This window comes from Pseudomonas sp. Leaf58, from assembly GCF_003627215.1.
Taxonomy (GTDB): Bacteria; Pseudomonadota; Gammaproteobacteria; order Pseudomonadales; family Pseudomonadaceae; genus Aquipseudomonas.
Window position 1 is genome coordinate 2,814,332 of the sequence record NZ_CP032677.1, and the last position, 17,695, is coordinate 2,832,026.

At 60.7% G+C, this 17,695-nt stretch carries 15 protein-coding genes and 2 pseudogenes; 11 read left to right on the forward strand and 6 right to left on the reverse strand.

The window, feature by feature from the left end:
* Positions 1-76: 76 nt before the first annotated feature.
* Positions 77-787 (reverse strand): tellurite resistance TerB family protein, encoded by a 711-nt coding sequence (locus DV532_RS13085; protein WP_056803999.1) that lies wholly within the window; start codon positions 785-787, stop codon positions 77-79.
* Positions 788-990: 203 nt separating this feature from the next.
* On the opposite strand from DV532_RS13085, the gene DV532_RS13090 reads away from it, so the two are divergent.
* From DV532_RS13090 to DV532_RS13105, 4 genes are all read left to right on the forward strand, one after another.
* Entirely contained in the window at positions 991-2,124 is a 1,134-nt protein-coding gene (locus tag DV532_RS13090) for an aminotransferase class V-fold PLP-dependent enzyme (protein WP_056803996.1), read from the forward strand.
* 168 nt (positions 2,125-2,292) lie between these two features.
* Complete coding sequence (locus tag DV532_RS13095) at positions 2,293-3,798, forward strand: PLP-dependent aminotransferase family protein (RefSeq protein WP_056803993.1); 1,506 nt, start codon at positions 2,293-2,295, stop codon at positions 3,796-3,798.
* A 112-nt stretch (positions 3,799-3,910) separates the two neighbouring features.
* The gene (locus DV532_RS13100) at positions 3,911-4,981 is read left to right on the forward strand and encodes a sugar phosphate isomerase/epimerase (RefSeq protein WP_056803990.1); all 1,071 of its coding nucleotides are present in this window, start codon (positions 3,911-3,913) and stop codon (positions 4,979-4,981) included.
* A gap of 33 nt (positions 4,982-5,014) precedes the next feature.
* Entirely contained in the window at positions 5,015-6,280 is a 1,266-nt protein-coding gene (locus DV532_RS13105) for an MFS transporter (RefSeq protein ID WP_056803987.1), read from the forward strand.
* An 81-nt stretch (positions 6,281-6,361) separates the two neighbouring features.
* Here DV532_RS13105 and DV532_RS30920 read toward each other — a convergent pair whose 3' ends face one another.
* The 4 genes from DV532_RS30920 to DV532_RS13125 all read right to left on the reverse strand — a co-directional run bounded on the left by DV532_RS30920 (position 6,362) and on the right by DV532_RS13125 (position 9,138).
* Positions 6,362-7,339 carry a DUF6196 family protein gene (locus DV532_RS30920; RefSeq protein WP_236707545.1) on the reverse strand — a complete coding sequence of 326 codons (978 nt, stop codon included), beginning with the start codon at positions 7,337-7,339 and terminating at the stop codon, positions 6,362-6,364.
* A gap of 26 nt (positions 7,340-7,365) precedes the next feature.
* Positions 7,366-7,806 carry a GFA family protein gene (locus tag DV532_RS13115; protein WP_306109953.1) on the reverse strand — a complete coding sequence of 147 codons (441 nt, stop codon included), beginning with the start codon at positions 7,804-7,806 and terminating at the stop codon, positions 7,366-7,368.
* A gap of 119 nt (positions 7,807-7,925) precedes the next feature.
* The gene (locus DV532_RS13120) at positions 7,926-8,687 is read right to left on the reverse strand and encodes an SDR family NAD(P)-dependent oxidoreductase (protein WP_082477092.1); all 762 of its coding nucleotides are present in this window, start codon (positions 8,685-8,687) and stop codon (positions 7,926-7,928) included.
* Positions 8,688-8,916: 229 nt separating this feature from the next.
* A complete protein-coding gene (locus tag DV532_RS13125) occupies positions 8,917-9,138 on the reverse strand; it encodes a hypothetical protein (RefSeq protein ID WP_056803982.1) in 222 nt (73 codons plus the stop codon).
* Between the two features lie 125 nt (positions 9,139-9,263).
* Between DV532_RS13125 and DV532_RS31070 the strand changes: the two are divergent.
* From DV532_RS31070 to DV532_RS13155, 6 genes and pseudogenes are all read left to right on the forward strand, one after another.
* Positions 9,264-9,399 (forward strand): annotated as a pseudogene (locus tag DV532_RS31070) (integrase); the annotation flags it as partial.
* 81 nt (positions 9,400-9,480) lie between these two features.
* Positions 9,481-10,725, forward strand: coding sequence for an MFS transporter (locus DV532_RS13130; RefSeq protein WP_056803980.1), 1,245 nt, complete (start codon positions 9,481-9,483; stop codon positions 10,723-10,725).
* Positions 10,726-10,732: 7 nt separating this feature from the next.
* Entirely contained in the window at positions 10,733-11,986 is a 1,254-nt protein-coding gene (locus DV532_RS13135; RefSeq protein ID WP_056803977.1) for an arsenic transporter, read from the forward strand.
* A gap of 116 nt (positions 11,987-12,102) precedes the next feature.
* Positions 12,103-12,491: pseudogene (locus tag DV532_RS13145) on the forward strand (site-specific integrase); the annotation flags it as partial.
* A 20-nt stretch (positions 12,492-12,511) separates the two neighbouring features.
* Positions 12,512-14,098 (forward strand): ABC-F family ATPase, encoded by a 1,587-nt coding sequence (locus tag DV532_RS13150; RefSeq protein WP_056803969.1) that lies wholly within the window; start codon positions 12,512-12,514, stop codon positions 14,096-14,098.
* A 248-nt stretch (positions 14,099-14,346) separates the two neighbouring features.
* Positions 14,347-15,540: an MFS transporter gene (locus DV532_RS13155; protein ID WP_056803967.1), complete on the forward strand. Its 1,194-nt coding sequence runs from the start codon at positions 14,347-14,349 to the stop codon at positions 15,538-15,540.
* Here DV532_RS13155 and DV532_RS13160 read toward each other — a convergent pair.
* Positions 15,502-16,548 carry a dienelactone hydrolase gene (locus tag DV532_RS13160; protein ID WP_056803965.1) on the reverse strand — a complete coding sequence of 349 codons (1,047 nt, stop codon included), beginning with the start codon at positions 16,546-16,548 and terminating at the stop codon, positions 15,502-15,504. The two genes, DV532_RS13155 and DV532_RS13160, sit on opposite strands and share 39 nt — an antisense overlap.
* A gap of 199 nt (positions 16,549-16,747) precedes the next feature.
* Between DV532_RS13160 and yghU the strand changes: the two genes are divergently transcribed.
* The gene (gene yghU, locus DV532_RS13165; RefSeq protein ID WP_056803961.1) at positions 16,748-17,587 is read left to right on the forward strand and encodes a glutathione-dependent disulfide-bond oxidoreductase; all 840 of its coding nucleotides are present in this window, start codon (positions 16,748-16,750) and stop codon (positions 17,585-17,587) included.
* Positions 17,588-17,695: the final 108 nt, after the last annotated feature.

Genomic DNA, 17,695 nt, shown 5'->3' on the forward strand with positions numbered 1-17,695 from the left:
AGTTAGAACTTGCTACGACTAAAGGTGCCGACCCTACGTTTGGTTCGGGCCAGTATCCTGCGCGCATCTCAGCCCGTCAGACGGCTCTTTTGGCCTGCTGTTCCAGGTGCACCTGCAGTGTCGGCTCGATTTGCAGTGCACTGGCCAGCTGGTCAAGGTAGGCCCGCTCTGCGTCCTGTTGCTCATCCACCAGCATCACGCTGGCCAGGTACATTTCCGCGGCCATGGCGCGGTCCTTGGCCGACAATGCCACCTCGGCAGCATCGAGCGGCTTACTGACCTCTTCATCCAACCACTGCTGCAGTTGCGGGTCGCTGGTCTGACGTTTGATTTCAGCGTAGATCAACTGTTCTTCTTGCTTGTCGATGCGACCATCAGCTTTGGCGGCGGCAATCAGCGCGCGCAAGATTGCATGGCTATGGCCCTCGGCTTCGGGGCCAGACAATTGATCGACAGTACGCACCGCCTGTTGCGGGGCCGCCGCCTGGCTGCGCTGCCAGCTTTGATAGGCCTGGAACGCCATCATGCCCAACGACGCCAGCGCCGCGTAATTGATGCCCCCTGCAGAGCGCCCCCCGGCAGTGCCGCCAGCGCTGCTGCTACCCGCACCCAACAAGCCGCCCAGTAAACCACCCAGGCCACCGCCACCCGTTGTACTACCGCCGCCTAGCAACCCTCCGAGCAAGCCACCCAAGCTGTCTTGCGAGGCCCCGCCGCCGCTGCCTTGTTGCGCGTGCGCCCCCTGCCCGGCCCGCAGCAGCTGTTCGAGTAAGTCACGGGTGTTCATGGCGCTAGCCTCGCTCGATGGTGGTTGCCCAGACAAGCAACGATAGCCCTCGCAAGGCGAACCGCCATGACCGCCTGGCCGACGGTTTTGGGGTGGGTATCTGCCGTCGACAGAAGCCGCAATCAGCCCCGCCCAATCTTGTCATTTGCCAAGGCTTAAGGCAGGGTCCATACCACTGAGATCTCTGCCAAAGGAGTCATTCCATGTCAAAGCTATATCCCAGTGTCGATCCTGAGGGGCTGGTCGAGTACTCGGTGGTCTACACCGACCGCTCGCTCAACCACATGTCGCAGACATTTCAAGGCGTGATGAAGAACATTTCCGCGACCCTGAAGCAGGTCTACAACGCCCAGGCTGTGGCGATAGTCCCGGGCAGCGGTACATTCGGCATGGAATCGGTAGCGCGCCAGTTCGCCACCGGCCAGCAATGCCTGGTGATACGCAACGGTTGGTTCAGCTATCGCTGGAGCCAGATCCTTGACATGGGCAACATCCCAGCGGCCACCGCGGTGCTGAAAGCCCGGCCGGTCGACGCGGGTCGCCAGGCTGCCTACGCGCCACCTCCGCTGGGCGAAGTGCTGGCAGCCATTCAAGCGCACAAACCGCAAATTGTCTTCGCCCCCCATGTTGAAACCTCATCAGGGATCATCCTGCCCGACGACTACCTGCGGGCCGTCGGCGACGCCGTGCATGCGGTGGGTGGCCTGTTCGTGCTGGACTGCATCGCCTCAGGCACGCTTTGGGTTGACATGCACACGTGCGCAGTCGACCTTTTGATCAGCGCACCGCAGAAAGGCTGGAGCGCCTCCCCTTGCTGCGCTCTGGTGATGTTCAGCGCCCTGGCCCTTGAGCGCATCGAGCAGACGCAGAGCAGCAGCTTTGCCTGCGACCTTAAAAAGTGGCTTCAGATCATGCAAGCCTACGAACAGGGCGGCTATGCCTACCATGCGACCATGCCCAGTGATTCGCTTGCGCGGTTCAACGAAGTGATGAACGAGATGCAAGCCTACGGCTTCGACAAGGTCCGCAGCGAGCAACAGGCGCTGGGCGTCAGGGTGCGCGCAATGTTGACCGGCAAAGGCATCAAAAGCGTAGCCGCAGAAGGCTTTCAGGCCCCTGGCGTAGTGGTGAGCTACACCGATGATGCCGACATCAAGAACGGCAAGAAATTTGCCGAGCACGGCCTACAGATAGCCGCCGGGGTGCCGTTGCAATGTGACGAGCCGGCCGACTTCCAGACCTTCCGCATCGGGCTGTTCGGGCTCGAAAAACTGCACAATATCGAGCGCACGGTCAGTACCCTTGAGCAGGCACTGGACGAAGTGCTGGTGAGCTAAGCGCTGATCCTGGTTGCACGGCAGGCCCAGGCCGTGGATGACTTGGGCCGCCCTTGCGCCAGACATCAACGCCGCACGGATGACTTATCGGGTATCGCTCGCTACCCTAACCTCCCCGTCGCCTGACGGTTTCCAGGTCAAGTCCCATTTCACCCAGACGAGCATGTCATGAAATCCCCCACAGGTTTGCTGCTGTCGGCTATTGAACTGGACCGTGCCAGTGTCATACCCCTGTACCGTCAGCTGTATCTGCAGATTCGTAAACAGATACTCAACGGCAGAATTCAGGGGGGCGTGCGCCTGCCATCGACCCGGACCTTGAGCATTGAATTGGGGCTGTCGCGGATCACCATTCTCAATGCTTTCGATCAGTTGATTGCCGAAGGTTTCCTGGCCTCGCGCACGGGTGCAGGTACGTACGTCGGTACTGAGTGGGAAAGCCGGAGTAGCGAGGACGAGCCACCGCGTCAGCCACCGCGGCTGTCCGAACTGAGCCAGTCGATGCTGTCGCTGCGCAGCGATCATTTTCGCGGGGTGTCGTATGCCGACTGGGATCCTGCGACGCCGACCTCTTTCCTGCCTAGTCACAGCACCTATGAAGGATTTCCGCAAGCCATCTGGCGGCGCCTGATGAACCGTCATTTGCTCAAGCCAACCAAGGCGATTCTGGGTTATGGCGAGTTACAAGGCTTGCAGGCGTTTCGCACAGCGATTGCCGAATACGTCTTCGATGCGCGAGGTATCGACTGCACTGCCGAGCAAGTGGTGATCGTTTCCGGTGCACAGCAAGCGTTCAACCTGCTGGGCATGCTACTGCTCAATCCGCAGGACAGTGTCTGGATGGAAGACCCTGGGCACATCGCCGCGCGCATTGCGTTGCAAGCCCAGGGGGCCCAGATAATTCCGCTGCGCGTTGATGAACAGGGGATCGATGTGCAACAAGGCCTTACCGAGTGCCCTGATGCGCGCCTGGTATTTTGTACGCCTTCGCGCCAGCATCCTTTGGGTGTCACCCTGAGTTATGTGCGGCGCCAGGCACTCATCGACTGGGCTACGCAGCATCAGAGCTGGATCATCGAGGACGATTGCGACAGCGAGTTTCGCTACAGTGGTCGACTTCTCCCAGCACTGTATGCCTTGGACCAGATGGCCCGGGTGATCTACGTCGGCACGTTCAGCAAAGTGCTCTTTCCGTCACTAAGGCTGGGTTACGTGATTTTGCCGCAGGCGCTGGTCGAGCCCTTTTGCACCCTGCGCGCGGTCATGGATCGCAGCCCGCCCACACTGCTTCAGGCCACCACGGCGGACTTCATGAGCGAAGGCCACTTCCTGGGGCACATCCGCCGCATGCGTGCACTGTACAAGGCGCGCCAGCAGGCATTGATCGAACAACTTGAAAAGCAGATCGGCAGCTTTTTCAGGATCACTCCGACGGACGCTGGCATGCACCTGATCGCCTGGCTCCCCCCCGAACTCAGTGACACCGAGATCGCCCGGCAACTGGCCCAACACCATATTCACACCTACGCCTTGAGCGACTATCGCATCAAGCACGACCTGCCGCCTGCCCTGTTGATAGGCTTTGCCGGCACGCCTGAAAAACAGGCGCGCGAGCGTGTCGAGGCGCTGGCCCAGGCCTTGCGCACGCTGGGTTATCTTTCACCGACCACTTGATGCGAGGCAAGTGGCCTTATCAATTAATTGATAATGGATCTATCGAGCGTTCCTGACTGGCGCGATAAAGGCTGCGCCGGTAGACCCGGTGTCTGAACCAGGAACGATGCTAATGAACAATAAGATCCAGGAACGATTCAACGCCTTGCTGAGCCATAAGGTGGTCGAACACGGGGCTGCTCCCGTGCTGACGGAGGCACTGGCCCAGCGGTTGCTTGAGCGCCTCGGGCAATTGCGCCTGTTTGCCCACGCCTACCCGCTACTGACCAACCTCACCCACGGTCGAGTCACCCCCGCCGACCTGCTGGACTTCGCCTATCGCCACGAGCTGCAAGGCCTGAGCCTGCACCTGCTCGACGGCGAGGAAAACAGCCTGAGCCAAATGTCGCCAGAGCAGCTTCAGGCGTTTGCCAGCAAGGCCAAGTCGCTGGGGCTGGATGTGCACTTGGAAATCAGCAGCACGCTGAAAAAGGATGTCGACCAAGTGATCGCCATCGCCAAGGCCCTGGGGGTGCGCAACATCCGTGTTTACTCACGTTACGAGGGCACGCTGTCGCGGGTGATGGACGTGATTGAGACCGACCTGCACTACCTCGCACAACAGGCCGACGCTAACGATCTGTACTTTGACTTCGAGCAACACGAAGAACTCAAGAGCTGCGAAATCGCGCAATTGCTCAGCCGACTCAACCACCCTCGCCTGCATGCTTTGTTCGACTTCGGCAACATGATCAATGCCTGCGAACAGCCCCTGCAGGCCCTGCACAACCTGGCGCCGCACATCCGCCAGGTTCACCTCAAGGGCGTGCGCATCGTCCCCGAACAAAACGGCTTCGGCCATTACGGCGTATTGCAAGGCAGCGACGAAGACGATCTGCCCAGCGCCCGCATGCTGTTCGAACTGTTGATGCTGGGCGAAGCGACCCCACAGGTGATCGCGTTCATTCTTGAGCAGGAAAATCACTACATAGCCCCGGCCTTCCGCCAGAGCCTTGAAGCGGCCGATCCATTCATTGCTTACCGGGAGATGAGCGAAACACCGCTCCCCAAAGGCTACTCGCTCGAACGCATGCTGGCCGACGAACACCGCTGGGCGAACAATCAGGTGGCCTATGTCCGACGCTTGCTGGGCGAACTGCGCACCTTGGCAGAACTGACCCTGGCCACCCCTTCCAACGCCTGAACCTGACGACCCGATTACGCCCGGAGAACAATAATGACAACTCAAAACAAGGCCAAATGGCTCAGATTCCTAATTCTCATCCTCGGTGGCGGCACCATTTACAAGTTGGCGAACCTCAAGGACGCCTTCTATGTCCCCATGCAGGAATTCATGGGCCTGAGCCACACTGAAATCGGCATACTGTTGAGTGCCAACGCGATCATCGCGACTGCACTGTTTGTGCTTGGCGGCCTGCTCGCTGATCGCTACGACACGGGCAAGCTGATCCCTCTCGGCCTGATCGGGACCGGAAGTCTTGGGTTGTACTTGGCAACCTTTCCGCCCTTCAGCAGCTTGCTGATCGTGTTCAGTCTGTTAGCCATCTGCGCCGACTGCCTGTTTTGGCCGTCGCTGCTCAAAGCCATCCGTAACTTGGGTGACGATCAGGAACAAGGCCGGTTGTTCGGCCTGCTGGAAGGCGGGCGTGGCGTGGTTGATACGCTGGTGGCCTTTTCCGCACTGGGCGTGTTCGTCGCCATGGGCTCGGGGGAAACCGGCCTGAAATCGGCGATCCTGTTCTACTCGGTCATCGATATTCTGGCGGGCGCCCTGACCTGGGTGCTGCTCAAGGGCGGTAAAGCGCAATCGGCCGCCAAGCCGAAAAACGGTCTGGCGAACCTGATGGAGGCGATCAAGGTACCCGGTATCTGGTTGGTCAGTCTCAACGTGTTCATGGTCTACATCGTCTACTGCGGCCTGACCTATTTCATTCCCTACCTCAAGGAAATGTATGGCTTGCCCGTGGCGTTGGTAGGCGCCTACGGCATCATCAACCAATATTTCCTGAAAATCCTCGGCGGGCCTGCCGGCGGTTTCATTGCCGACAAGCAGTTCAAGAGTACCAGCCGTTACCTAAAGTGGGCATTTCTTGCGTTATTGCCGCTGATGGGCGTGATCATGCTGATTCCTAAAAGCCCGGGCTTCATCTATGCAGGGATGGCAGCCACCCTCTCCTTCGCCCTGATTGTGTTCTCGATGCGCGGCGTGTTTTGGGCACCCATGGGCGAAGTCGGCATTCCCCAGCACATCACTGGCTCGGCCTTCGGCATTGGTTGCCTGATCGGCTATGCACCCGGCATGTTTGCCTACGTCATCTATGGCGCGATCCTCGACCACTTCCCAGGTCAACAGGGCTACAACTATGTGTTCACCCTGATGAGCATGCTGGCCATTGCGGGCTTCATGGTGTCCAGCCTTCTCTATCAAGCGGTGCGCAAAAAATCCATGCTCACTGGCGGGGTCAGCGCGGTACAAGCCTAATTAACGCCATGGGTTTCAGGAGGAGGGATCGCCCATCATGCCGATTCCTCCTCCGCCCACAACGCCGGACGCACCGGTTTTTTAGCTACAGGAAAACTCCCCCTCCACGTCCACTTGGCCATCTACCAACGCCTGGATCTCTGCGAAGACATCTGAAGCTAGGCTCGCCGGGACGCCCCAATAATCAAAGATCCCGCCCTCATCTCGATTTTGGCCACACGTAACAAAAACCCCGGTCCCAAACCGCTGCTTCAGGCGCATTGCCAGCCAGCCAACGAACCCGCTGTTATCGGCGCCTTCCGGAAAATGGAATCTGAAGACACCAAACAGCTCTTGCTCGACGTCCGCACAGGGGACTAGTTGACTCCATACCTTGTCATCTCGTACCAGCGCCAGTGCATCCGGGCGTGCGGCACTAGAAAACGATGACAGAGGAAACTCCAGGAACGTGTACGTGCCGGGGAAGAACCGGACACGCGCTTCGGTCATTACGTGCAACAGTCGGCGCTCCGTGTCCCGTGCCGTTTCATGGGAAATGTTCACCCTTTCATACAAATCGCCCTGCATGAACAACTTGTCCAGCGCGCGCCGGCCAGGCCCGTGGTCCCACCATGAGCCCTGACCTTTGCCCCGCTCTTTGAGGTCGCGTGTGCGCAGCATGCCTTCACCTCGCACCCGATCCAGGATTTCCGCCATCAACTTGGCGCTGACATTCCTGAAATAGGGACTCTCACCACGCCGAAAATACAGCATGCGCGGCAATGCAAAACGGTAGTCTCGAATCGGCAGGTAAGCGGCAGCGTGAAACCAATACTCAAAAACCCGCCCAGCACATGTCAGCTGGTTGAGAGCGTCCAAGGAATACCCGGGCACGCGACTCCATAGGATGTGATGATGCGCTCTCTCAACGACAGACAACGTGTCGATTTGCACATAACCTAAATGCTCTATCGCGCGGAGCGTGCCCTCAAGACCATGGCCAAATACCTTGCTCGAACCTAGGCCTTGATGATCGAGAGCCAGTCGCCGCCAATAGGTTAGATTAGATTGAATTGCCACGTTCAAGCCTTGGTCGGGGGCGCCGGTTATTGGTGTGGATGTTCTGGAAACTGCTGCGCGCTGTCGCAGATGTCGTACCAGCTTGGCTTTTCCTTGACGAACTCATGGAAGAGATTGGTGATTGTCAATGCCCCATCGATGCAGTTCGCAGCCACGGGAAACGAATCAGCGGTTGATGTCACCTCGCCCAATGCTGTTCCGCACTGCGAACAGAAGCAACGGTTGTACTTATAAGGTGCTTCAGGCGTGAAAGTGGTGATGGAATCTGCGCCGGAAATCAGCTCGAACGATGAGCGCTTTACAAACACGAAGGTACTTGCTCCGACCTTTCTGCAACGAGAGCAATGACATGTTCCCATCATTGTTGGAGCACTCGACACCAAGAACCTCACCGCTCCGCAGCAGCAGCTACCCTTAAGCATGGCTTTCTCCCATAAAAAATAACTGTACATAAATACAGTACACATTAAAAGAGCGCCTTACCAAAAACTTCAGGGTCTCAGATGGACGAAGGGCAGCTATGGGTTGAAAACACAAAGACGCCATGCCGCTTGCGGAACGGGTCGATCGTAAAAAACGAGAAGGCCTAGGTCAGATTCAACCCGCCGTCTGAAAGGAGTATCTCGCCCGTCAAGTAGTCCGACTCGACCAGCATTACCACAGCTTTTGCGATGTCGTCTGGGCTAGCCGCCCTGCGCATAGGTGCGCGAGTTCGCCACATTTCTTGCGCTTCTGTCCACCCTGCGGTCAGAGGCGTGTCGACCAAGCCAGGCGCCACAGCGTTTACGCGAATTTCTGGCCCCAACGATACCGCGAGCAAGCGGGTCATGTGATTCAGCGCAGCTTTGCTTACCGCATAAGGAATCGATGCCCCCTTAGGACGGATACCAGCATGCGAACTGATGTTCACTACGCAACCTGCTCGACGGTAACGGGCGGCATCGCGCAGTGCCGACTCGGCCAATGCGACCAGGTGGAACGGCGCCACGACATTAACCTCGTTAAGTTCGCGCCACACCGTCGAGTTGGCCGAGCCAAGGTCGCGGTGCGGAATAACTTTGCTAATACCGGCGTTATTGACCAATACGTCGAGCTGCCCCCACGCGGCGATCGCCTCGTTAATAAGCCTGACCCTGTCAGCTTCGAATGCCAGATCAGCTTGCACGTAAACAGCCTGCTTCATTTCGGCAACCATAGCGCGTCCCGTCTCCGCAGAACTTCGCGAATGAAGCACCACCGCATAGCCTGCCTGGCTTAGCACGCGTGCAATGGCTGCGCCAATACCGGAAGTGGACCCTGTAACCAACGCGACGCGTAATACGTTATCGATTGGCGGGTTGGGTTTCATAGGGACATCTCAAATCGGTTGACGAATACGGCTACCGATCGACCGGGACGAGATTCCGGATTGAGTGTGATCTCGAACGGCCCTATGGCGGTGTAGTGCATTTCAAATTCCTTTTGATCCGGCTTCCTGCCGGCCACCCGTAATACCCTATTCAAAATCCAATTGCCACCATGGCGCATCTGGCAATGGCGGGGGAACGCCTCCCCGGCCAGGCGCACCGATGAGCACCTCAGTCGACTGAGCGAGCGTCTACATCAGACGCAACGCAGGCGACGACCGCCGTGAAGCTTCCGGTGAAGCTGTGCCGCAGCTCTCGCGGCATGTCGTAGGAAAAGTTGACAAGCCAGGACCCGTCGCCCAGCAACAAAGCGTCCTGCCGGTACTTTTCAACCTGGCTCTCTTCAATTCCGACAACTGCTGCGACTTCCTGATTTGTTGGCTCGCGGTCCATCGGGAATTCAACTCACTGGTCTGGAATCACAACCAATAGCCCAAATGAAATCAAATTGCCACCAGTGCACGCCTCACCGGCGAAGGCGGCGCCGCCAGGCTTGATCACGCCTGCCGCCGAACACCGAGCCAAGTGTTACAATCCGTCAATTCAAATCGGCGCTAAAGGCGCTGAATATCCGTGAATGCCGTCAGTACGACATCCGCCACAACCCTGTGCCTCATGCTTAGGATGAACCCCGGGCTCATCGCGAACCCGCTTACGCCCCTTCCATTCCCCAACCACCAGCATCGGTGCGGTAGCTGCCGATCGCGCCCCCCTGGCTTTTCAGAGACTGCATTCTTGGAACACTCAAGTCGTCCCGCCTCACACGACCGCGCCCTCGACTGGCTGAACTTCTTTTTGGCTGATGTGCGCGACGGCCTCGGGCCCTACCTCGCCATCTACCTGCTTGCCGTGCACCAGTGGCAGCCGGCAAGCATTGGCCTGGTGATGAGCCTGGCAGGCATCGCTGCACTGGTGGCGCAAACGCCGGCTGGAGCCTTGATCGACCGCACGACGGCCAAGCACGCGGTGGTGGTAATCGCCGCCGTACTGGTGACTGGCAGCTGCCTGCTGCTGCCGTGGATTTCGTCGTTCGGCGGGGTGGCCTTAACCCAGACGGTCGGTGCCCTAGCAGGTTCGCTGTTCGCGCCGGCGATTGCCGCTATCTCGCTAGGCATCGCCGGCCCCAAGGCCTTCACTCGTAGGGTGGGCCGCAACGAGACTTTCAACCACGCGGGCAATGCCTGCTCAGCATTGCTGGCCGGTGGCTTGGCGTACCTGTTCGGCCCGGCGGTGGTGTTCTATCTCATGGCGGTTATGACCGTAGCCAGTATCGTGGCGATGGGGCGTGTGCCGGCAGCGGCCATCGACCACCAGTTGGCTCGCGGCCTTGCCCATGGTCCGGGTCATGATCACAACCTTGCCCAGCTCAAGGTCCTTGTGCACAACCGCACGCTCTTGGTGTTCGCTGTGTGCTGCGCCTTGTTCCACTTGGCCAACGCGGCGATGCTGCCGCTGGTGAGCCAGAAGCTGTCGCAAGTCGACCTGCGCTTGGCCACCCCGCTCACATCCGCCTGCATCGTCGCAGCGCAGTTGGTGATGGTGCCGATGGCGCTGCTGGTAGGTGCAAAGGCCGAGACTTGGGGGCGCAGGCCGTTCCTTCTGGCCGGCTTTTTCATCTTGCCGCTGCGCGGAGCCCTGTACGTGGCGTCCGACAATCCATTCTGGCTGGTTGGCGTGCAATTACTCGACGGAATCGGCGCGGGCATCTTCGGTGCGTTGTTCCCGATCGTGGTCAAGGACTTGACCGAAGGCACCGGGCGCTTCAATGTCAGCCTCGGCGCGCTGGCGGCGGTGTTCGGGCTGGGCGCTGCGCTCAGCCCTGGGATTGCAGGGTTGGTTGTTCAAGTAGCCGGCTACGATGCTGCATTCTTGACCTTGGCCGGCATTGCCTCGGTCGCATTCGTACTCGTGCTGATGGCGCTGCCCGAGACTCACCCCCGCGTCACACCATCGCCCCTGCCGACCCCTGCCGGAACCTGAACGCCTCATGCCTCTCAGCGAAAACGCTTCGATTATCTGGCTGCTAGCCGCTTTGGCGACCTGCGGAGTCATCCTGCGCCCATGGCGGATACCGGAATACGTCTGGGCCATGGGCGGTGCGCTGCTACTGATTGGCCTAGGCCTGATCACACCGCGCAGCGCTCTAGCGGCAGTGGCCGAAGGTGGCGACGTGTACCTCTTCCTGGTAGGCATGATGGTGCTGGCCGAGCTTGCACGCCAGGAGGGGCTGTTCGACTGGCTAGCCCGCTACGCGGTCCGCCACGCCCGGGGTTCGGGGCAACGGCTGTTCGACCTGGTATTTCTGGTGGGCACGCTGGTCACCGTATTCCTGTCCAACGATGCAACAGCGGTTGTGCTGACCCCTGCGGTATATGCAGCGTGCAAGGCTGCCAAGGCCGAGCCTTTGCCCTACCTGTTCATCTGTGCCTTCATCGCCAACGCCGCCAGTTTCGTGCTGCCGATTTCCAACCCAGCCAACCTGGTAGTCTTCGGCAGCCAGATGCCCCCGCTACTGGACTGGCTGCGGCAGTTCAGCCTGCCATCGCTTGTGGCGATCGCGCTGACCTTTCTAGTGCTGCGCCTGACCCAGCGCCGGCAGCTCCGCAAACCGCTGACGCTGAATGTGGATACCCAGCCGCTGTCTCCAGGCGCCCGCCTATGCGCAGTGGGCATCGCGCTCACCGCTACTTTGCTGCTGGGGGCCTCCGCGCTGGACCGGGCACTCGGCCTACCGACGTTCTGTGCCGGCGTGGCGACCACAGCGCTGATCCACTTACGCCAACGGCGCAGCCCGATGCCGGTACTGCGCCATGTGGCGTGGGGCGTGCTACCGCTGGTGGCGGGCTTGTTCATACTGGTAGAAGCTGTCGCCCAAACCGGCCTGATCGTGCGGCTTGCCCAGGCGCTGGCCACCCTGGCAGCAGAGTCGCCGATCAGGGCCAGTTGGGTGGGCGGCGTAGGCGTGGCCATCGCCAGCAACCTGATGAACAACTTGCCGACTGGGCTGATAGCCGGGTCCATGGGTTCGCTAGTGGCGCTGCCGCAGCAGGCGACCGCTGCGCTGCTAATCGGCGTCGACCTAGGGCCGAACCTGTCGATTACCGGATCCCTGGCCACCCTTTTGTGGCTGGTGGCGATCCGTCGCGAAGGGGAGCATGTCAGCGCCTGGCACTTTTTGCGCCTGGGGCTGCTGGTGACGCCCCCTGCACTGGCAGCGGCACTGCTGGCGCTTTGGGTGTGAATCGGTCACGCCCGGAGATACCGTCCAGGTGCCAAAGAAGCTGATGCCGTGAGCGCCGCAGCCAAAGTGCTGGCCCCCTGCAGCGCCAGCCGCATGATGTGGTTCGACAAGGAAGACGGGCTTTGCACGCGATCCAGTTCGCCGGGCATTACGCGGACCGCCGCAGGGATAGGAAGGGAGTGGTGACCGAAACACCGTTCCTGCTCCCGCCTTCCAAGAACTCCGAGTACGTGAAACAGACCTCCGGTCTGCAAAAACAGTGGGTACCGGTGCTGAATGAATTGGGGATCAGGCGTCGACCCCATACAACTGCCGTCATACCTATGCGACAATGTGCGTAATGTCCGGCCTCAACCCCGCATTTATCGCCCAACAGCTGGGTCACAGCGTGCAGATGCTGCTGTCGACGCATGCCCGTTGGCTTAACTCAAGCTCCAACTGGAGCGAGCTGGAAAAACTCAAGATTGGTATCAAATCGGTATCAGCTGAAAGCCCAGCGTCGTAAGTTACTGATAGGTAAGCCCTTTGATCTCCACCGCTAACATCACCATGCAGTTCGGCTCCAAGCCGCTGTTCGAAAACGTTTCCGTCAAATTCAACAACGGCAACCGCTACGGCCTGATCGGTGCCAACGGTTGCGGCAAGTCGACCTTCATGAAAATCCTCGGCGGCGACCTGGAACCGTCCGGTGGCCAGGTCATGCTCGAGCCGAACACCCGCCTGGGTAAACTGCGCCAGGACCAGTTCGCCTACGAGGAATTCACCGTAATCGACACGGTGATCATGGGTCACGGCCAGCTATGGAAGGTCAAGGCCGAGCGCGACCGCATCTACTCGCTGCCAGAAATGACCGAAGAAGACGGCATGGCCGTCGCCGAGCTGGAAACCGAATTCGCCGAAATGGACGGCTACACCGCCGAATCCCGTGCCGGTGAACTGCTGCTGGGCCTGGGTATTCCGCTGGAACAGCACTTCGGCCCGATGAGCGAAGTGGCACCAGGCTGGAAGCTGCGCGTGCTGCTGGCCCAGGCACTGTTCTCGGACCCGGACGTGCTGCTGCTCGACGAACCCACCAACCACCTGGACATCAACACCATTCGCTGGCTGGAAACGATCCTCACGGCGCGTAACAGCACCATGATCATCATTTCCCACGACCGGCACTTCCTCAACAGCGTCTGCACCCACATGGCCGACCTGGATTACGGCGAGTTGCGCCTGTTCCCGGGCAACTATGACGAGTACATGACCGCGGCCACCCAGTCGCGCGAGCAACTGCTGTCGGACAACGCCAAGAAAAAAGCCCAGATCGCCGAACTGCAAACCTTCGTCAGCCGCTTCTCGGCCAACGCCTCGAAGGCCAAGCAGGCGACTTCGCGTGCCAAGCAGATCGACAAGATCCAGCTGGCCGAGGTCAAGCCATCCAGCCGTGTCAGCCCGTTCATTCGCTTCGAGCAAAACAAAAAACTGCACCGCCAGGCTGTGGTCGTCGAGAAGATGGCAAAAGCTTTCGATGACAAGGTGCTGTTCAAAAACTTCGACATAACCGTCGAAGCGGGCGAGCGCGTAGCGATCATCGGCCCCAACGGTATTGGCAAGACCACCTTGCTGCGCACCTTGGTCGGCGAGATGACCCCGGATGCGGGCTCGGTGAAGTGGACCGACAGCGCCGAAGTGGGCTACTACGCCCAGGACCACGCCCACGACTTCGAAGACGACATGACCCTGTTCGACTGGATGGGCCAGTGGACCTCCGGCGAGCAGGTGATCCGCGGCACCCTCGGGCGCATGCTGTTCTCCAACGACGAGATCCTCAAGTCGGTGAAGGTGATCTCTGGTGGTGAGCAAGGCCGCATGCTGTTCGGCAAGCTGATCTTGCAAAAGCCGAACGTGCTGGTGATGGACGAACCGACCAACCACCTGGACATGGAATCGATCGAAGCGCTGAACCTGGCGCTGGAAAACTACCCGGGCACCCTGCTGTTCGTCAGCCACGACCGTGAGTTCGTGTCGTCGCTGGCCACGCGCATCATCGAGCTGTCGGCTGATGGTGTGGTGGACTTCAGCGGCACCTACGACGATTACCTGCGTAGCCAGGGCGTGTTGGTCTGATTGAAGGGTAAGGCCCGGCCATTGGCGTGGCCGGGCCGGCCTCTTCGCGGGTAAACCCGCTCCTACAGTAATTTCACTGGTTCTAAAGCCCATCAAGTACCTGTGGGAACGGGCGAGCCCGCGAAGAACCTAGCGCCAATTTCACACGCTGACACTCCCCCAACGAATAATTCGTTAGCCTGCTTTCATTTCCTTCGCGCTACGGCCATGATGGGACCACGCCCAACCGCCCGCCCGCGAACGAGCCCATGACCGCGCAACAACCCTCCCCCGCCAGCAACACGCAGCGCATCACCCTGCAGATCCTGTCGATCGTTTTCTACACCTTTATTGCCTTCCTCTGCATCGGCCTGCCGATTGCCGTGCTGCCCAGCTATGTGCACGACCAGCTGGGGTTTGGCGCGGTGGTTGCTGGGGTGACCATTGGCCTGCAATACCTGGCTACCCTGCTCAGCCGCCCGTTTGCCGGGCGAGTGGCAGATAGCCTGGGCGGCAAACGGGCCATTCGCTTCGGCCTGCTGGGGATTGCCGGCTGCGGGGTGTTGACGCTGTTTTCGGCCTGGACCTTGCCCCTACCGCTGCTGAGTCTGGCACTGCTGCTCGGCGGGCGCGTGCTGCTGGGCATCGCCCAGGGGTTGATTGGCGTGGCCACGCTGAGCTGGGGCATCAACCAGGTCGGCCCCGAACACACCGCCAGGGTAATTTCCTGGAACGGTATTGCCTCCTATGGCGCCATCGCCATTGGCGCCCCCGTGGGCGTACTGGCTGTGGACGGGCTGGACTTCAGCGTGCTGGGGCCGACATTACTGGTGCTGGCGCTGCTCGCTTTGCTGGTACTGCGCAAGCGGCCTGACGTAGTGGTAGTGCGCGGCGAGCGCCTACCCTTCTGGTCGGCATTCGGCCGGGTCGCGCCCTGTGGCTTAGGGCTAACCTTGGCTTCGATTGGCTATGGCACCCTGACCACCTTCGTCACTCTGTATTACCTGGAGCGCGGCTGGGCCGGCGCGGCCTGGTGCCTAAGCGCGTTCGGTGTGTGCTTCATCATTTCGCGGTTGCTATTCGTCAACGCGGTCAACCGGTTTGGTGGTTACACCGTGGCGGTCGCGTGCATGGCCACCGAAGTGCTTGGCCTCAGCCTGCTGTGGCTAGCGCCATCGCCGCCATTAGCGCTGGTCGGCGCGGGGCTTACCGGTTTTGGGTTGTCGCTGGTGTACCCGGCGCTGGGGGTGGAGGCGATCAAGCAGGTGCCCAGCAGCAGCCGCGGCGCGGGGCTGGGCGCCTACGCGGTATTTTTCGACTTGGCCCTGGCTGTCGCTGGGCCGGTGATGGGTGCAGTGGCCGCACACTTGGGCTATGCCTCGATCTTCTGTGTGGCGGCGCTGCTGGCCCTGGCCGGTGTAGGCCTAACGCTGTTGCTGGCGCGGCGCGCTGGTCGCCGCTGAACGCTCGGCCGGCTGCGGCGCGCCCAGCGCCTGGCTGAAGAACGCCGCGGTTTCGCGTTGCAGTGAATGGTGGATATGGCGGCGATCCACGCCTTCGGCGTCCTTGCACAGCGCCGGCATCCGCGCGTACTGCTCGGCATCGCAATGGGCCATGAACACGAAGTGCCCGGCGCCGGCCAAGCGGCGGTAGTCTGGCGTGACCGGCAGCTTGCGCGCCAAGGCTTCGGCGTTCCGGTCCACCGCCACCAGCTGGTCGCTGTCGCCGCTATAGATCAGCGCCGGCACCTGCACGCCGGCCAAGGCATGGCGCCCAAACAGCAAACTTAGCGGCGCCATCAGCATGACCGCGCCCACCCGTGGGTCAGCCACCGGCGCCAGTTCGCTGCGGTCGGCAATCAGTACACCGTGGGTTTTGCAGGCGTCGGCGTCTTCTGGGCGATCCAGGCAGTACCGGCGCAAGCGGTCTAGGTCGGGGCGTGCACCCGACAGGATCAACGCCGTTTCACCCCCCGCCGAGTAGCCGATCACCCCCACCTTGCCATCGCTCAGGTAGGGCCCCAGCAAGGTGTCATCGCGAGCGGCGGTGATGGCTGCACTGATTTGCAGCGGCCGGCCATAGAGGTTGCTGAGGGTGCCCAAGCGGCTGTGGTCGCGGGCGTTGTCCCCAGGGTGCACCACCGCCACCACGACAAAACCCTGCCGCGCCAGCCACGTTGCCAAGTAATGCAAAGCCAGCGGGCTACCGGTATTGCCGTGGGACACTACCAGTAACGGGAACTGCCCCATGGCCACGGGCGCTTCTTCGGCCACGACGATTGGATAACCGTCCAGGCGGCGGCTGCGGGGTTCGCCAACGGCCGGGTAAAACGCCAGCGCTTGCATCGGGCGGGCATCGACCGGGTCGGCCAGGGTCATGTGGTGCAGGCCGGCGACCCGCGGCGCGGCGTCGGCCTGGGCCAGCAGGCCGCCGAGCAGGGCAAGCGCCAACACACGGCAAGGGATTTTCATCTGCCGGCAATTCCGTGCAGGGCAATCAGTAGCCCAGCATAGAACCGCCCTGGCGTGGGCCGGATGAAACCTGGATGAAACCATGGTCATGTGTTTTGCGCCGGCGTGTTATGCAATTGCGCTTTTTGCCGAACCCGTGGCATAGATGTAGGTCGACGTCTTTACGTGACCGTTTCGCGCCATTGAAGGAGACTCATGCATGAGCAAGCCTGCCTACGTGCCACCCAAGGTCTGGCGCAACGACGCAGCGTCCGGCGGCCAGTTCGCCAGCATCAACCGCCCGGTTGCTGGCCCCACGCACGACAAGGACTTGCCGCTGGGCAAGCACCCGCTGCAGCTGTACTCCCTGGCCACGCCCAATGGTGTCAAGGTCACCATTGCGCTCGAAGAGCTGCTCGCGCTGGGCCATCAAGGCGCCGAATATGATGCCTGGCTGATCCGCATTGGCGAGGGCGACCAGTTTTCCAGCGGCTTCGTCCAGGTCAACCCCAACTCGAAGATCCCCGCCCTGCTCGACCGCAGCGTCGAACCGCCGGTGCGGGTGTTCGAGTCGGGCTCGATCCTGTTGTACCTGGCGGAAAAATTCGGCGCTCTGCTGCCCCAGTCGCCGGCTGCACGTACCGAGAGCCTGAACTGGCTGTTTTGGCAAATGGGCGCGGCACCTTACTTGGGCGGTGGCTTTGGCCACTTCTATGTGTATGCGCCGGAAAAGTTCGAATACGCAATCAACCGTTTCACTATGGAAGCCAAGCGTCAGCTGGATGTACTCGACCGTCGCCTGGCCGAAAGCCGCTACCTGGGCGGCGAGCAATACAGCATCGCCGACATCGCCGTGTGGCCGTGGTACGGCCAGTTGGTGCGCGGCAACCTGTATGGTGCGGCGGAGTTTCTGGCGGTGGACGAGTACCCGCATGTGCAGCGCTGGGCCGAGGAGATTGCCCTGCGCCCGGCGGTGCAACGCGGTACCCGGGTGAACCGGACCTGGGGCGATGAGGCCAGCCAGGTACCGGAGCGGCATGTAGCAGCGGACTTGGACTGAGCGCAATCGGGGCCGCTCATGCCTTCAGCAGGCCCCGACAATGCCCGCCTGCATAAAACCATTTGCCCCCGCGCAAGCCTGCGCCCGTCAAGCCCTTCTTGTACACTC

Excerpts from the sequence above, each read along its gene's own strand:
- DV532_RS13125 (WP_056803982.1), bottom strand. The coding sequence starts at position 9,138 with ATGGACCGCGAGCCAACAAATCAGGAAGTCGCAGCAGTTGTCGGAATT.
- DV532_RS13160 (WP_056803965.1), bottom strand. The coding sequence starts at position 16,548 with ATGAAAATCCCTTGCCGTGTGTTGGCGCTTGCCCTGCTCGGCGGCCTG.
- DV532_RS13155 (WP_056803967.1), top strand. The coding sequence starts at position 14,347 with ATGACCGCGCAACAACCCTCCCCCGCCAGCAACACGCAGCGCATCACC.
- DV532_RS13115 (WP_306109953.1), bottom strand. The coding sequence starts at position 7,806 with ATGTGTACTGTATTTATGTACAGTTATTTTTTATGGGAGAAAGCCATG.
- DV532_RS13090 (WP_056803996.1), top strand. The coding sequence starts at position 991 with ATGTCAAAGCTATATCCCAGTGTCGATCCTGAGGGGCTGGTCGAGTAC.
- yghU (WP_056803961.1), top strand. The coding sequence starts at position 16,748 with ATGAGCAAGCCTGCCTACGTGCCACCCAAGGTCTGGCGCAACGACGCA.
- DV532_RS13100 (WP_056803990.1), top strand. The coding sequence starts at position 3,911 with ATGAACAATAAGATCCAGGAACGATTCAACGCCTTGCTGAGCCATAAG.
- DV532_RS13105 (WP_056803987.1), top strand. The coding sequence starts at position 5,015 with ATGACAACTCAAAACAAGGCCAAATGGCTCAGATTCCTAATTCTCATC.
- DV532_RS13120 (WP_082477092.1), bottom strand. The coding sequence starts at position 8,687 with ATGAAACCCAACCCGCCAATCGATAACGTATTACGCGTCGCGTTGGTT.
- DV532_RS13095 (WP_056803993.1), top strand. The coding sequence starts at position 2,293 with ATGAAATCCCCCACAGGTTTGCTGCTGTCGGCTATTGAACTGGACCGT.
- DV532_RS13135 (WP_056803977.1), top strand. The coding sequence starts at position 10,733 with ATGCCTCTCAGCGAAAACGCTTCGATTATCTGGCTGCTAGCCGCTTTG.
- DV532_RS13085 (WP_056803999.1), bottom strand. The coding sequence starts at position 787 with ATGAACACCCGTGACTTACTCGAACAGCTGCTGCGGGCCGGGCAGGGG.